14 protein-coding genes are annotated in these 13,014 nt (G+C 67.4%); 5 read left to right on the forward strand and 9 right to left on the reverse strand.

Features of this window, described 5'->3' with window-relative positions; all coding sequences use genetic code 11:
* Nucleotides 1-11: 11 nt before the first annotated feature.
* The 3 genes from AAHB17_RS05505 to AAHB17_RS05515 all read right to left on the reverse strand — a co-directional run bounded on the left by AAHB17_RS05505 (nt 12) and on the right by AAHB17_RS05515 (nt 2,641).
* Nucleotides 12-965 carry a LysR family transcriptional regulator gene (locus AAHB17_RS05505; RefSeq protein WP_342129493.1) on the reverse strand — a complete coding sequence of 318 codons (954 nt, stop codon included), beginning with the start codon at nt 963-965 and terminating at the stop codon, nt 12-14.
* A gap of 140 nt (nt 966-1,105) precedes the next feature.
* Entirely contained in the window at nt 1,106-1,606 is a 501-nt protein-coding gene (locus tag AAHB17_RS05510) for a nucleoside deaminase (RefSeq protein ID WP_342129494.1), read from the reverse strand.
* Between the two features lie 3 nt (nt 1,607-1,609).
* A complete protein-coding gene (locus AAHB17_RS05515) occupies nt 1,610-2,641 on the reverse strand; it encodes an ABC transporter substrate-binding protein (protein WP_342129495.1) in 1,032 nt (343 codons plus the stop codon).
* Nucleotides 2,642-2,934: 293 nt separating this feature from the next.
* Here AAHB17_RS05515 and AAHB17_RS05520 point away from each other — a divergent pair, with 293 nt between their 5' ends.
* Together AAHB17_RS05520 and AAHB17_RS05525 are read left to right on the forward strand one after the other, a co-directional pair.
* Nucleotides 2,935-3,978, forward strand: coding sequence for an aromatic ring-hydroxylating dioxygenase subunit alpha (locus AAHB17_RS05520; RefSeq protein WP_342129496.1), 1,044 nt, complete (start codon nt 2,935-2,937; stop codon nt 3,976-3,978).
* Between the two features lie 59 nt (nt 3,979-4,037).
* Nucleotides 4,038-4,217, forward strand: coding sequence for a DUF3012 domain-containing protein (locus AAHB17_RS05525; RefSeq protein ID WP_342129497.1), 180 nt, complete (start codon nt 4,038-4,040; stop codon nt 4,215-4,217).
* 27 nt (nt 4,218-4,244) lie between these two features.
* On the opposite strand, the gene AAHB17_RS05530 is transcribed toward AAHB17_RS05525, so the two are convergent.
* From AAHB17_RS05530 to AAHB17_RS05550, 5 genes are all read right to left on the reverse strand, one after another.
* Nucleotides 4,245-4,721, reverse strand: coding sequence for a nucleoside deaminase (locus AAHB17_RS05530; RefSeq protein ID WP_342129498.1), 477 nt, complete (start codon nt 4,719-4,721; stop codon nt 4,245-4,247).
* Between the two features lie 84 nt (nt 4,722-4,805).
* Nucleotides 4,806-5,573: an ABC transporter permease gene (locus AAHB17_RS05535; protein ID WP_342129499.1), complete on the reverse strand. Its 768-nt coding sequence runs from the start codon at nt 5,571-5,573 to the stop codon at nt 4,806-4,808.
* A gap of 11 nt (nt 5,574-5,584) precedes the next feature.
* Entirely contained in the window at nt 5,585-6,412 is an 828-nt protein-coding gene (locus tag AAHB17_RS05540) for an ABC transporter ATP-binding protein (RefSeq protein WP_342129500.1), read from the reverse strand.
* 64 nt (nt 6,413-6,476) lie between these two features.
* The gene (locus tag AAHB17_RS05545) at nt 6,477-7,514 is read right to left on the reverse strand and encodes an ABC transporter substrate-binding protein (RefSeq protein WP_342129501.1); all 1,038 of its coding nucleotides are present in this window, start codon (nt 7,512-7,514) and stop codon (nt 6,477-6,479) included.
* A 240-nt stretch (nt 7,515-7,754) separates the two neighbouring features.
* The gene (locus AAHB17_RS05550; RefSeq protein ID WP_342129502.1) at nt 7,755-10,073 is read right to left on the reverse strand and encodes an NADP-dependent malic enzyme; all 2,319 of its coding nucleotides are present in this window, start codon (nt 10,071-10,073) and stop codon (nt 7,755-7,757) included.
* A 225-nt stretch (nt 10,074-10,298) separates the two neighbouring features.
* Here AAHB17_RS05550 and AAHB17_RS05555 point away from each other — a divergent pair, with 225 nt between their 5' ends.
* The 3 genes from AAHB17_RS05555 to AAHB17_RS05565 all read left to right on the forward strand — a co-directional run bounded on the left by AAHB17_RS05555 (nt 10,299) and on the right by AAHB17_RS05565 (nt 11,759).
* Nucleotides 10,299-10,688, forward strand: coding sequence for a DUF2946 family protein (locus AAHB17_RS05555; RefSeq protein WP_342129503.1), 390 nt, complete (start codon nt 10,299-10,301; stop codon nt 10,686-10,688).
* 74 nt (nt 10,689-10,762) lie between these two features.
* On the forward strand, nt 10,763-11,248 hold the full coding sequence (locus AAHB17_RS05560; RefSeq protein ID WP_342129504.1) for a copper chaperone PCu(A)C: 486 nt from the start codon (nt 10,763-10,765) through the stop codon (nt 11,246-11,248).
* Nucleotide 11,249: 1 nt separating this feature from the next.
* Nucleotides 11,250-11,759: a YcnI family copper-binding membrane protein gene (locus AAHB17_RS05565; RefSeq protein WP_342129505.1), complete on the forward strand. Its 510-nt coding sequence runs from the start codon at nt 11,250-11,252 to the stop codon at nt 11,757-11,759.
* 64 nt (nt 11,760-11,823) lie between these two features.
* Here the strand turns inward: AAHB17_RS05565 and AAHB17_RS05570 are convergent, their stop codons facing one another.
* Nucleotides 11,824-12,936 (reverse strand): ABC transporter ATP-binding protein, encoded by a 1,113-nt coding sequence (locus AAHB17_RS05570; RefSeq protein WP_342129506.1) that lies wholly within the window; start codon nt 12,934-12,936, stop codon nt 11,824-11,826.
* Nucleotides 12,937-13,014 lie beyond the last annotated feature (78 nt).

A 13,014-nucleotide genomic window follows, 5' to 3' on the forward strand; every position in this document is an offset into this window, starting at 1 on the left:
GAAAAAAGATTTTATGCCGCGGCGCCAGCGTGTGCAGCCGGCGCGCAGGAGTGGGCTGAATGGGCCTGCAGGTGGTCCACCAGCAGGCGTGCCGTGACCGGCAGGGTGGAAAAATCACGCGCCGCGAGCAACAGCTGGCGCTGTGCCCAGGCGTCGGTGAGGGAAATCGCCTTGAGGGAGCCGGTGGCGCGCGACAGCTCGAAGGCCCGCAGCGGCATCACGCCCACGCCCAGGCCGTTGTCGATCATTCGGCACATGGCGTCCAGCCCGGTGACGTGGATGCGCAGCCGCACCGGGCGGCCGGCCTGGGTGGCGGCCTGGTGGATGGCCTGGTGGATGGAGCTGTTGGTGTGCAGGCCCACCAGGTCGAAATCAAGCGCGGCCTCGAACGGCAGTTCAGCCTGGTCGGCCAGCGGGTGCTGGTGGGGCACCACCAGGGCCAGGTGGTCCTGCCGGTAGGGCAGGGTCTGCAGCTCGCCGGTGCCGCCGGCGCCGTTGCAGATGCCGATGTCGGCCGCGCCTTCCTGCACGGCGCGCAGCACCTCGGCGCTGAGGTGCTCTTCCAGGTCGATCTTCACCTGGGGGTGGGCACGGGCGAAGGCGCCCAGGTCTTCGGGCAGGAACTGCACGATGGCCGAGATGCTGGCGTGCATGCGCACGTGGCCACGCACGCCATCGGCGTATTCGCTGAGTTCGGCCTGCATCTTTTCCAGGCTGAACATCATGCTGCGGGCGTGGTGCAGCAGGCTTTCGCCGGCCGGGGTCAGGCGCACGCCACGGGCGTGGCGGTAGAGCAGCTGGGTGCCCAGGGTGGCCTCCAGGTCCGACAGGCGTTTGCTGACGGCGGACGCCGCGATGAACTCCCGCTCGGCCGCGCGGCCGATGCTGCCGAGCTCACACACCGCCACAAACAGCTGCAGCGAGGTGAGGTCGATCTGACGGGCGAAGTTGCGTTCGGAGAGCATGGGGTTTCATCGCGGTTTGCGATGGAAATCGTATTCTCCTCCAATGATGGTGCTCGAGCCGTATCGAAATGTGATGGCTCGCTTGTCCGGTGGGCATGTGTGGCGCGGGTCCTCATGCCGCCCGCGCCCCGGCATCCGCGCTACGTTTTCCAGAATCCCTCGTGCACCTCGCTGGCCTCGTCCACCAGCGCCGGTCCGATGCAGGTGATGGCGTGGGGCGAAGCCGCAAACACGTCGCGGCACGACAGTTCGGCGTCGCGCTGCTCGGGCCGCTCGCCGCGGAACACGCGCAGGCGCTGGGCGTCGATGCCGTAGACCACGCGGCCGATGTTGGACCAGAAGATGGCACCGGCGCACATCACGCAGGGCTCGGCCGACGAGTACAGCGTGGCGCGCGACAGCGTCTCGCGGTCGACGCGGGGCGAGACCTGGCGCACCGCGTTGGTCTCGGCGTGGCCGGTGCAGTCGCCGGTCTCGCCGGTGTTGCACCAGGTCTCGGCCAGCACCTCGCCATGCTCGGACACCACCACCGCGCCAAAGGGGCGGTTGCCGCGTTCGCGGCCGCTGCGCGACCAGGCGATGGCGCGCCGCAGGTAGGCGCCGTCGCGTTCGTCCAGCGCCTGCTCTTGGGGCAGTGACATGGTTCAGGCCTTGAGCGTGCGTTCGGCCAGCGCGGGCAACATGCCGCGGTTGAACACACCGTCGGCGCTGGGGCGGGTCTTGAGGCCGAACACCTCCACGATCTGGTCGACCTGTTGCTCCAGCAGGTACTTGCGCACGTCACCCAGGCCGTGGCCGCGGGTGTCGGCGGCGGCCACGTACTGGGCGGTCAGGCGCCAGCGCTCCAGTTCCACCTTCTCGTCCAGGATGGGCTCGCGCTGCTTGATGGCGGCGATGGCCGGCAGCGGGTTGGCCAGCGTCTCCTGCAAGGCGCGGTTGGTGGCGCGCAGAAAGGCGGCCACCACGCCTGGCTGTTGCGTCACCATGGCGTTGCTGGCCAGGATGGCGTTGCCGTAAAGGTTGACGCCGGCATCGGTGTATTTCAGCACCGACAGCTCCTCGGTTTTCATGCGCGCGAACAAGGACACCGCCGAGTCGTGGAAGTAGGTCGCGGCGTCCACGTCGCCACGCACCATCACGTTGTCGCGGGCGCTGAAATCGGTGGTGGTCCAGGCGAAGTGGTCGTCGGCCACGCGCAGCTTGCGCGCCACCATGGGCCAGGCGCGGCGTGTGGCTTCCACGGCGGCGGCGGCCACCCGTTTGCCTTTGAGGCTGGCGAAGTCGCCGGTGACGCCGCGGTCCTTGCGGCCAATGATCACAAAGGGTGCGCGGTTGTAGTACTGGTAGACCGCCTGCACCAAAGGCGTGCCGCTGGTCTGGGCGTGGAACTCGACCAGCGAGCTGATGTCGCCCAGGCCCATCTGGTAGACGCCGCTGGCGATGCGCGTGATGGAGGCCACCGAACCGGCGCCCACATCGATGCTCACATCCAGTCCCTCGTCGCGGTAGTAGCCCTTGTTGAGCGCCAGAAAGAAGGGTGCGGTCTGGCTGGTGACGCGGAAGTCGAGCGTGAATTTCAGTGGGGTGAGCTTGGGGGCGGACTGCGCCCAGACGGCGGGGGCGGCGATGGCCGAGGACAGGGTGGCGGCGGACGCGATGAACTGACGGCGGTGCATGGTGTGGCTCCGTGGCTGCTGTTGAAACCCCGCGCGCGGTGGGCGCAGCGGGAACTCAAGAGCAATTTCCGGGCGACAGGCACCTGTGTGGTGCGCCACGCTGAACGCTTCTACTCTTGCTGTCAGCAATGCACGAGCCGTGCCAGCCTTGGGGCATGGGGCTGCGACAGGCTGGCCCGCCGTTTGCTACAGTTTGGGCGAGAGTAGAAGCGTTCACCCATGCGGCCATGCCCACAGGCCCGTGGCCGGAAATTGCTCTTGGTTCATCTGTTTGAAATCCAAGGAGCGTTTCCATGCTGGTCACCCAACAAGCCGTTTTTCGCAAATACTGGCACGCGGTCATGCCGCTGTCGCAGCTGTCCGATGGCCCCAAGCCCTTCAAGCTGCTGGGCCGGGACATCGTGCTGTTTCTCGATGCACAAGGTCAGCCGGCCGCGCTGCGCGACCGCTGCTGCCACCGCACCGCCAAGCTGTCCAAGGGCTGGTGCGTGGACGGTGCCGGCAAGGCCTGTGGCCAGGGCCTCATCCAGTGCGGCTACCACGGCTGGACCTACGACCGCAGCGGCACGGTGGTGGTGATCCCTCAGTTCGATGCCGGGCGCCGCATCCCGGCCGACTACCGCACCACGGCCTACCATTGCACGGCACGCTACGGCTACGCCTGGGTGGCGCTGGAAGACCCGGTGGCCGATATTCCGGTCGTGCCCGAGTTCGACGACCCGGCCTTTCGCACCATCTTCCAGTTCCATGAGGTCTGGGCCACCAGCCCGCTGCGTGCGCTGGAGAACTCCTTCGACAACTCGCACTTCAGCTTCGTGCACCGCGCCACCTTCGGTGTGCCCGACGCGCCCAAGCCCAGCAAATACGAGATCGTGGAGCGCGACGGCGGCTTCTGCGCCGAGACCGTGATCGCCGCCGCCAACCCCGAACGTTTCCGGCGCATCAGCGGCGTGAACGATCCGGTCACCACCCGCCACATGCGCAACGCCTACTTCCAGCCCTTCTCGCGCCGGCTCGACATCGAATACCCCAGCGGCATACGCCACATCATCATCAACTGCTTCACGCCCATCGACGACGGCCACATCCAACTCTGCCAGTGGTTGTTCCGCAACGACACCGAGGCCGACTGCCCTGCGCAACTGCTGATCGACTTCGACGAGGAGATCACGCGCGAGGACAAGGACATCCTCGAATCCACCGACCCCGACGCCGTGGTGGACCTGCGCCGGCGCGGTGTCGAGTATTCGATGGATTCCGACCGCCCCGGCGTGCTGATCCGCCGCCAGCTCATGGCCTTGTTGAGTGCCGCCGACGAGGCGGAGGTGCACCGCTGAAAGCGGGGCCGTGGTGCCCGTTAACATCGGCATCACAGCAATCAGATGGAGATCAGGGAATGGATCTGTTCAAGCGAAGCCTCGTGTGGGCGCCGGCGATGGCCGTGGCGGTCTGGCTCAGCGCGTGTGCGCCCGCCGTGGGCAGCGACAAGTGGTGCCAGCAGCTCAAGGACAAACCCAAGGGCGACTGGAGCATGAACGAGGCGGCCGACTTCGCCAAGCACTGCATCCTCAAGTGACGGATGCGCGCGGGCAGGGCCGGCCGCTCAACCTTGCCAGAAGCCGCGGTGCAAGGCCGCGATGGCTTCGTCCATCTCGGGCACGGAGCCGATCACCGCTATGGGTTTCTGTCCGGCCGCGAACACGCTGCGGCAAGGCAGGTCCATGGTCGGGTTCTCGTGGTGGCTGCCGGTCAGTTCCAGCAGCCGGCGCTCGCTCATGCCGTAGACCAGGCGTCCGATGTGGGCCCAGTACTGCGTGCCCGCGCACATGGCACAGGGCTCCACCGTCGTGACCAGGGTGCACTGCCACAGGTAGTCCGCCGGGTGGTTGAGCGCGGCCGTGCGTGCCAGCACGGCCTCGGCATGGTTGACCGTGTCCACGTTGCCCTGCTCGGCCAGCACGGTCTCGCCATCGGGCGCCACCAGGATGGCGCCGAAGGGGTGTTTGCCCATGGCATCGCGGGCGCGGCGCGCCACGGCGTTGGCACGGTTCAAGTGCCGGATGGCTTGATCGAGGGTCATGTGTTCAGGCCGCCGCACCGGGCCGCCCCAAGCCAGGCCGCGCCCCTCGGGGGCAGCGACCCGCGCAGCGGTGGAGCGTGGGGCTTAGGCATTCTGACTTCCGCGGTGCGCCCAGCCGGTGGTGTGTTTCTCGATCCAGCTGAACAACTCGTACATGGCCATGGCCATGGCGCCCACCACCAGCAGACCGCTGAAGGCCAGGCCCATCTGCATGGAGCTGCCGGCCGAGATCAGCAGGTAGCCGATGCCTTCGTTGGCGGCGGTCATCTCGCTGACTGTTGTACCCACAAAGGCCAGGGTGATGGCGACCTTGAGCGAGCCGAAGAAGTAGGGCATGGAGCGCGGCAGGCCCACCTTCATCAGCACGTCCCAGCGCTTGGCGCCAAGCACGCGCAGCACGTCCTCCAGCTCGGGCTCCAGCGTGGCCAGGCCGGTGGCGATGTTGACCATGATGGGGAAGAAGCTGATCAGGAAGGCCGTGAGGATGGCCGGGCCGACGCCGATGCCGAACCACACCACCAGGATGGGCACGAAGGCGGCCTTGGGCAGGGCATTGAAGGCGGTCATGAGCGGGTAGACCGCGGCGTAGGCCAGGCGCGAGCTGCCGATCAGGAAACCCAGCAGCACACCGACCACGATGGCGATGCCGAAGCCGACCATGGTCACCCAGAAGGTGCGCCAGGCGTGGCCGGCGATGGTGACCTTGTGCTCCATCGTCTGTTCCCAGATGCGCGAGGGGCTTGGGAAGATGAATTCCGAGACGCCGAAGCCGGCCGTGATGACCTGCCACAACACCACGATCGCGGCCAGCAGCAGCAGGGGCGACCAGCGTTCCAGTTGTTTCTTTTTCATGTGCGGTCGGCTCACTGGTTGATGGTTGCGCCCGACTTGCGCATGGCACCGATGTGGCCGCGCAGTTCGTGGACGATGTTGGTGAATTCGGGGGTGTAGGTCACCTCCAGATCGCGCGGACGCGGCAGCTCGATCTCGCGGCGCACCACAAAACGGCCCGGGCCCTTGCTCATCACATAGACGGTGTCCGCCAGGAAGACCGACTCGCGCAGGTCGTGCGTGACCAGGATGACGTTGAAGCGCTGTGCCTGCCAGAGGTCGCGCAGCGTGCACCAGAGTTCTTCGCGGGTGAAGGCGTCGAGGGCGCCGAAGGGCTCGTCGAGCAGCAGCATCTTGGGCTCGTGGATCAGGGCTCGGCAGATGCTGGCGCGTTGCTGCATGCCACCCGAGAGTTCCCACGGAAACTTGTTCTCGTAGCCACCCAGGCCCACGGTGGCCAGCAGCATCTTGGCGCGCTCCACGTATTCGGCGCGTTTGTCCTTGAAGCTGCTGCGGTAGGGTTCGACGATCTCCAGCGGCAGCAACACGTTGTCCAGTGTCGTGCGCCAGGGCAGCAGCGAGGGCGCCTGGAAGGCCATGCCCGAGATCTTGAGCGGACCGGTGACTTTCTGTCCATCGACCAGGATGCGGCCGCTGCTGGGCATCTTCAGGCCGGTGGTCAGCTTCATGAAGGTGGACTTGCCGCAGCCCGAGGGCCCGACGATGGCGATGAACTCGCCACGGTTGACCCGCAGGTTGATGTTCTCGACGGCGAACATGTTCTGCGCCAGCAACTCGTCGTTGTAGGCCAGCCAGACATCGTCGAAATGCACGAAGGGGGCGTTGGAGTCGGTGCTCATGGGTGTGATTTGCAAAAAAAGGGCCAGCCCTCGCTTGACGGCTGGCCCTGGGGACGTTGGCGGGTCACTTCTTGACGGGGGGCAGGACGTTCAGTTCGGCCGGGCTGGGCAACAGGCTGCCGTTCCAGAGGGTGGCGGGGTCGATGCGCGACTTGGTGGCGAAGGCGTCGGACACCTGCGAGGCCATCAGCGCCAGGCGGGCCGGGTTGACCTGGCCGAAGCCTTCCTTGCGCGCGTCGGGGCTGGCCACCACCGCGTCGATGGCCATCTGCAGGCGGCGCGTCTCCAGCGGTACGTTGATGATGCCGTCGCGCTGCTTGACGAATTCGATGCTGGCCGCCGGGTTGGCCATGACTTCCTTGGCGCCCTTGGTGAAGGCGCTCAGGAAGGCTTTGACCGCGCCCGGGTTCTCTTTGATCAGCTTGGGGCTGGCGATGATGACGTTGCCGTAGAGCTTCACGCCAAAATCGGCGTAGGGCAGGATGACCACGTCTTCGACCTTGGCGCCGCGCGCTTCGAGGTTGAGCAGCGAGGTGAAGGAGAAGCCGGTGATGGCGTCGATGTCGCCGCGCATCAACATGGTCTCGCGCAGCGGCGGGTCCATCGCCGTCCAGGCCACGTTGGACACGTTGTTGGCCTTCTGGAAGATGGGGAAGGCCTTGCGGCCGGCATCGAACACCGGGGCGCCCATCTTCTTGCCGTTGAGGTCGGCCGGTTTGGTGATGCCCGATTTCTTGAGCGCCAGCACGGCCGAGGGCGTGTTGTTGTAGACCATCATCACGGCCACCGGCTTGTTGGGCGCGTCCGGGTTGTTGGCGTGAAATTCCATCAGCGCGGCGAGGTCGGCGAAGCCCATGTCGTAGGTGCCCGAGGCCACGCGGGTGACGGTGCCGCCCGAGCCGTTGCCCGAGTCGATGGTCACGTCCAGGCCGGCGGCTTTGAAATAGCCTTTGGCGGCCGGTTGCACGAACAGCGCGGCCGGGCCTTCAAAACGCCAGTCGAGCTGGAACTTGATGGGCGTGACGGTCTGGGCATGGGCGGTGGCCAGGGCCGAGGCCACGCTCAGGGCCGCGGCGGTCTTCAGGAAAAAGCGCTTGTTCATGGGTTCTCCGGAGGGTCGGCGCGCTGGGCGCCAGGCATGGATGGCCGAGTTGTCTAGCAATAACGGTGCCATGCGAACGGATGCTGCGACCAGAATGAACACAGATTTTGTATACACATGGACGCAACACGTTCAGGCGAGCCGCGGCTCGCCAAAATTGTTGCACCATTGTGAGGCGCACCCCAACAGGGTTTGCCCTGTTGGGGTGCGCCGCCGCCCTGCGCGCGGGCGGGTGTGGCGTCAGCGGGCGTTGGCCCGGCGGGTTTCGCTGGCGGCCACGGCCAGGGCGGTCATGTTGAGCACGCGGCGCACAGTGGCGGCAGGCGTCAGGATGTAGGCCGTGCCGGCCGCGCCCATGAGGATGGGGCCCACCGTGACGCCGCCGCTGGTGGTGGTCTTCATCACGTTGTAGAGGATATTGGCCGCGTCCAGGTTGGGGCAGATCAGCAGGTTGGCCGAGCCGTTCAGGCTGCTGCCGTCGCCGAGGTATGCGCTGCGGATCTCGGGCTGGAGCGCCGCGTCGCCATGCAGTTCACCGTCGCACTCGATGTCGGGGTGCTGGGCCACGAACAGGTCGCGCGCCAGGCGCATCTTCTTGGCCGAGGCGCGTTTGGACGAACCATAGCTGGAGTGCGACAGGAAAGCCACCTTGGGCGGGATGCCGAAGCGCTGCACTTCCTGCGCCGCCATCCACGCGATCTCGGCCAGCTGCTCGGCGCTGGGATCCTCGTTGACATAGGTGTCGGCGATGAAGATGGGGCCGCGGTCGGTCATCAGCGCGTTGACGGCGGCGTAGTTGCCCACGCCCTTTTGTTTGCCGACAATGCTGTCGATGCGCTCCAGGTGGGTCATGTAGCTGCCCACGAGGCCGCAGATCAGCGCGTCGGCGTCGCCCAGCGACACCATCAGCGAGCCGATGATGGTGTTGGAGCGGCGCACCGCGGCCTTGGACACCTCGGGCGTGGCGCCATTGCGCGCCATGAGCTTGTGGTAGTGCTCCCAGTACTGGCGGAAGCGCGGGTCGTCCTCGGGGTTGACGTTCTCCACGTCCACCCCCAGGCGCATGCGCAGGCCGGCCTTGGCGATGCGCGCGGCGATCACGGCCGGGCGGCCGATCAGGATGGGCTTGGCCAGGTGGTCGTCGATCACCATCTGCGCGGCGCGCAGCGCGCGCTCGTCTTCGCCATCGGCATAGGCCACGCGTTTGCGGCTGTCCGGCACGGCCTTGGCGGCGTTGAAGATGGGCCGCATCAGGATGCCGGTCTGGTAGACAAAGCGCGACAGCGACTCCTTGTAGGCCTCCATGTCGGTGATGGGGCGGGTGGCCACGCCGGAGTCGGCGGCGGCCTGGGCCACGGCCGGCGCGATCTTGAGGATCAGGCGCGAGTCGAAGGGCTTGGGGATCAGGTAGTCGGGGCCGAAGGCCAGCTCCTGGCCCACGTAGGCGGCGGCCACCTCGTCGCTGATCTCGCTCTTGGCCAGGTCGGCGATCTGGCGCACGCAGGCCAGCTTCATGTCCTCGGTGATCTTGGTCGCGCCGCAATCGAGCGCGCCGCGGAAGATGTAGGGGAAACACAGGACGTTGTTGACCTGGTTGGGGTAGTCGCTGCGGCCGGTGGCGATGATGCAGTCGGGCCGCGCGGCCTTGGCCAGTTCGGGGCGGATCTCGGGCTCGGGGTTGGCCAGGGCCAGGATGATGGGCTGGGTGCCCATGGTCTTGACCATCTCCACCGTCATCACGCCCGGGGCCGAGCAGCCCAGGAAGACGTCGGCGCCCTTGACCGCGTCGGCCAGGGTGCGCGCGGCGGTGGCGCGGCAGTAGCGCTGCTTGGAGGCGTCGAGTTTGCCGGCCAGGGCGTCCTCACGTTCGGTGTGGATGACGCCGCGGGAGTCACAGACCAGGATGTTCTCGACCTTGACGCCCAGGCCCACCATCACGTCCAGGCAGGCGATGGCCGCCGCGCCCGCGCCCGACACCGCCACCTTGACGGCGCCGATGTCCTTCTTGACCAGTTCCAGCCCGTTGAGCAGGGCGGCGCTCGAGATGATGGCCGTGCCGTGCTGGTCGTCGTGGAAGACCGGGATGTTCATGCGCTCGCGCAGCTTCTTCTCGATGTAGAAGCACTCGGGCGCCTTGATGTCCTCGAGGTTGATGCCGCCCAGCGTGGGCTCCAGCGCCGCGATGATGTCGACCAGCTTGTCGGGGTCGCGCTCGGCCAGCTCGATGTCGAACACATCGATGCCGGCGAACTTCTTGAACAGGCAGCCCTTGCCCTCCATCACCGGTTTGGAGGCCAGCGGACCGATATCGCCCAGGCCCAGCACGGCCGTGCCGTTGGTGATCACGCCGACCAGGTTGCCGCGCGAGGTGTACTCGGAGGCCAGGGTCGGATCGGCCTCGATGGCCAGGCAGGGGTAGGCCACGCCGGGCGAATACGCCAGCGACAGGTCGCGCTGGTTGGACAGCGGCTTGGTCGGGGTGACCGCGATCTTGCCGCGGCTGGGGGAACGGTGGTAATCGAGTGCGGCGTCGCGCAGGGCTTGTTCGGCTGGTGTCATGTCGTTCTCTGTCTCTCGGTCTTGAGGTGGTGCGTGTGCAAAGGCCTCCCTCGGCCCGCCCGGGTGTGCGGGCACCGCAGGCCGAATCAGTGTATCCAACGCCAGCGCCCATGGCCCTCTCGGGAAACCCGCACACGGCATTTCGTGGATGAGTCAGTGGTCAATTCAGCTTTGACTTCTGGTCACTGCCGGCAGGGGCCGTGCCCGCCTCGTTAAACTCGGGGTATGGGCTTGTCTCACCTCCACCGCCGTTTCAGCGCCTGGCTGGCTTTGCTGGCCCTGCTGCTGGGCGCGGTGGCGCCTGCCGTCACCCAGGCGGTGGTGGCGGGCAGCGACCGTGCCGGCTGGGTGCAGATCTGCTCGGCCAGCGGCATGAGCTGGGTGCAGATCGATGCTGGCGACGGCGCGCCCGCCGACAACGCGTCCGCCAGCGGCTGCACCTGGTGCAGCGCACATGGTGTGGCCGGGCTGCTGCCCGAGCCCGCCACCTGGGCCGTGGCCAGACTGGCCCTGGCCTTGCCGCAGGACGCATTCACCCCCGTGGTGCCCGCGCGCCACTGGTCACCCGCGCAAAGCCGGGCGCCTCCCTTCTTGTCGCACACCTCCGCTGTCTGACAGCCACTGGCGCGGTGCCGGTGGCTGGGGCTGTCCCTGTGGGCGGCTGTTTTCCCCTATTTCTGGAGTTTTGCATGCACAAGAAGCAATGGATGGTGGCGACCGTGTTCGCCCTGGTGGGCTGCGCCTGGGCGCAGGACGCCGTCAAGATCGAGGACGCCTGGGTGCGTGGCACCGTGGCGCAGCAAAAGGCCTCGGGCGCCTTCATGCGCCTGACACCGGCGCAGAACACCCGCCTGGTGTCGGTCAGCACGCCGCTGGCCGGCGTGGCCGAGATCCACGAGATGGCGCTGGACAAGGACGTGATGCGCATGCGCGCCGTGCCCGGTGTCGACCTGGCCGCGGGCAAGACCACCGAGCTCAAGCCCGGCGGCTACCACGTCATGCTGATGGACCTCAAGCAGGCCCTCAAGGCTGGCGACAAGGTGGCCTTGACCCTGGTGTTCGAAAACGCGGCCAAGCAGCGTTTCACCCAGACCGTGGAGGCGCCCGTCACGGCGCTGGGCGCGGCCAACGGACCGGCCAAGGCCGATGTGGACCACAGCTCACACAAGCACTGAGATGGCACATCACCAGCATTCCAAGGGGAGCCTGGCCCGACGCCTGGCATTTCTGTCCCTGGCCTGGCCACTCCTGGCCTCGGCCCACGTGAGCCTGCACGAGCCGACGGCGGTGCAGGGTGCCTACCACCGCGCCGCCTTCAAGGTGGGCCACGGTTGCGCGGGTTCGCCCACCACCGAACTGGCGGTGCTGCTGCCCGAAGGCGTCACGTCCGCGCGCCCCATGCCCAAGCCGGGCTGGCAACTCGTCAGCGAGCCGACGCCGACGGGCACCCGTGTGGTGTGGCGTGGCGGGCCGCTGGACGACCAGCACTATGACGAGTTCGTGATGCAGTTCAAGGTGACAGCCGCGGCTGGCCCAGTGTGGTTCCCGGTCGAACAGCGCTGCGCGCAGGGGCGCAACGACTGGAAAGAGCGTCCCGCCACGGGCACCTCCACCCAGGGGCTGCGTTACCCGGCGGTGCTGCTGGAGGTGGTGGCCCCGTCGGCCGGGGGCCACGCGCACCACTGAGGGCCTGCTCTTGATCTGAACGTGACCCCGTTCAGATCATGAACAGGCTCTGAGGGCGCACGCCTCAGCCGCCCAGGACGGCAAACGCCGGGGCGGGCGGGGCGGTGGCGCCGCCCCCGCGCTCGAAGGTCACCACGTGGTCGACCTGGGCGCGAATGCCTATCCACTCGCCCACGGCGTGGTTGTGGTGCGAGGGCACATGGGTCATCACTGTCTCGCCGCTGGCCAGGCGCAGGGTGTAGAGGAACTCCGAACCCCGGAAGGCCTTGCGCACGATCTGCGCCTTCACCGGCGCGTCGTCGTCGTGCACGATATCGTCGGCGCGCAGCAGCACGTCGCACAGGCCCGCTGCGTAGGCACTGGGCAGCGGGCATTCTTCCACATCCAGCAGGGCGCCCATGGGCGTTTCCACCACCACGTCATCGCCGTGCTGGCTGATGCGGGCCGGCGCGAACACGCCATGGCCGATGAATTCGGCCACGAAGCGCGTGGCCGGGCGGTGGTAGAGCGCGTAGGCGTCGTCCCACTGGTGCAGGTGGCCCTGGTGCATGACGCCGATGACGTCGCCGATGGCAAAGGCCTCGAGCTGGTCGTGCGTGACAAACAGCGCCGTCGCGCCGGCCGCCTTGAGGATGCCGCGCACCTCGTGGGCCAGGCGTTCGCGCAGGTCCACGTCGAGGTTGGAGAAGGGTTCGTCCAGCAGCAGCAGGCGGGGCTGGGGTGCCAGCGCGCGGGCCAGTGCCACACGCTGCTGCTGGCCGCCCGAGAGCTCGTGGGGGTAGCGGTCCTGCAGGCCGTCCAGGCCCACCAGCGCCAGCACCTCGGTCACGCGGGCACGGCGCTCGGCCGGACCCAGGTGCTGCAGGCCAAAGGCCACGTTGCGCCCGACGTTGAGGTGGGGGAACAGCGCGTAATCCTGGAACACCATGCCGATGCGGCGTTTTTCGGCCGGCACGTGTGTGCCCGGCGCGCTGACCACCTCGCCGCCGAGCTGGATCTGGCCGCTGGTGGCCCGCTCCAGGCCGGCCACGGCGCGCAGCAGGGTGGTCTTGCCGCAACCCGAGGGGCCGATCAGCACGCCGATGTCGCCGGCCCGAAGGCCCAGTGTCACGCCGTCCACGGCCGCCTGTGCGGCGCCGGGATAGCGGATGTGCAATTGCGAGACCGAGAGGAACATGGATCGCATTGTAGATAACTACAATTCTCATTTGCGTTGACGCGGATCAAGCCCCCGGCTCCCACCAGCGCGCTACAA

The organism is Hydrogenophaga sp. OTU3427 (assembly GCF_038440225.1).
GTDB lineage: Bacteria > Pseudomonadota > Gammaproteobacteria > Burkholderiales > Burkholderiaceae_C > Hydrogenophaga.

Excerpts from the sequence above, each read along its gene's own strand:
- AAHB17_RS05505 (WP_342129493.1), bottom strand. The coding sequence starts at position 965 with ATGCTCTCCGAACGCAACTTCGCCCGTCAGATCGACCTCACCTCGCTG.
- AAHB17_RS05510 (WP_342129494.1), bottom strand. The coding sequence starts at position 1,606 with ATGTCACTGCCCCAAGAGCAGGCGCTGGACGAACGCGACGGCGCCTAC.
- AAHB17_RS05515 (WP_342129495.1), bottom strand. The coding sequence starts at position 2,641 with ATGCACCGCCGTCAGTTCATCGCGTCCGCCGCCACCCTGTCCTCGGCC.
- AAHB17_RS05520 (WP_342129496.1), top strand. The coding sequence starts at position 2,935 with ATGCTGGTCACCCAACAAGCCGTTTTTCGCAAATACTGGCACGCGGTC.
- AAHB17_RS05525 (WP_342129497.1), top strand. The coding sequence starts at position 4,038 with ATGGATCTGTTCAAGCGAAGCCTCGTGTGGGCGCCGGCGATGGCCGTG.
- AAHB17_RS05530 (WP_342129498.1), bottom strand. The coding sequence starts at position 4,721 with ATGACCCTCGATCAAGCCATCCGGCACTTGAACCGTGCCAACGCCGTG.
- AAHB17_RS05535 (WP_342129499.1), bottom strand. The coding sequence starts at position 5,573 with ATGAAAAAGAAACAACTGGAACGCTGGTCGCCCCTGCTGCTGCTGGCC.
- AAHB17_RS05540 (WP_342129500.1), bottom strand. The coding sequence starts at position 6,412 with ATGAGCACCGACTCCAACGCCCCCTTCGTGCATTTCGACGATGTCTGG.
- AAHB17_RS05545 (WP_342129501.1), bottom strand. The coding sequence starts at position 7,514 with ATGAACAAGCGCTTTTTCCTGAAGACCGCCGCGGCCCTGAGCGTGGCC.
- AAHB17_RS05550 (WP_342129502.1), bottom strand. The coding sequence starts at position 10,073 with ATGACACCAGCCGAACAAGCCCTGCGCGACGCCGCACTCGATTACCAC.
- AAHB17_RS05555 (WP_342129503.1), top strand. The coding sequence starts at position 10,299 with ATGGGCTTGTCTCACCTCCACCGCCGTTTCAGCGCCTGGCTGGCTTTG.
- AAHB17_RS05560 (WP_342129504.1), top strand. The coding sequence starts at position 10,763 with ATGCACAAGAAGCAATGGATGGTGGCGACCGTGTTCGCCCTGGTGGGC.
- AAHB17_RS05565 (WP_342129505.1), top strand. The coding sequence starts at position 11,250 with ATGGCACATCACCAGCATTCCAAGGGGAGCCTGGCCCGACGCCTGGCA.
- AAHB17_RS05570 (WP_342129506.1), bottom strand. The coding sequence starts at position 12,936 with ATGTTCCTCTCGGTCTCGCAATTGCACATCCGCTATCCCGGCGCCGCA.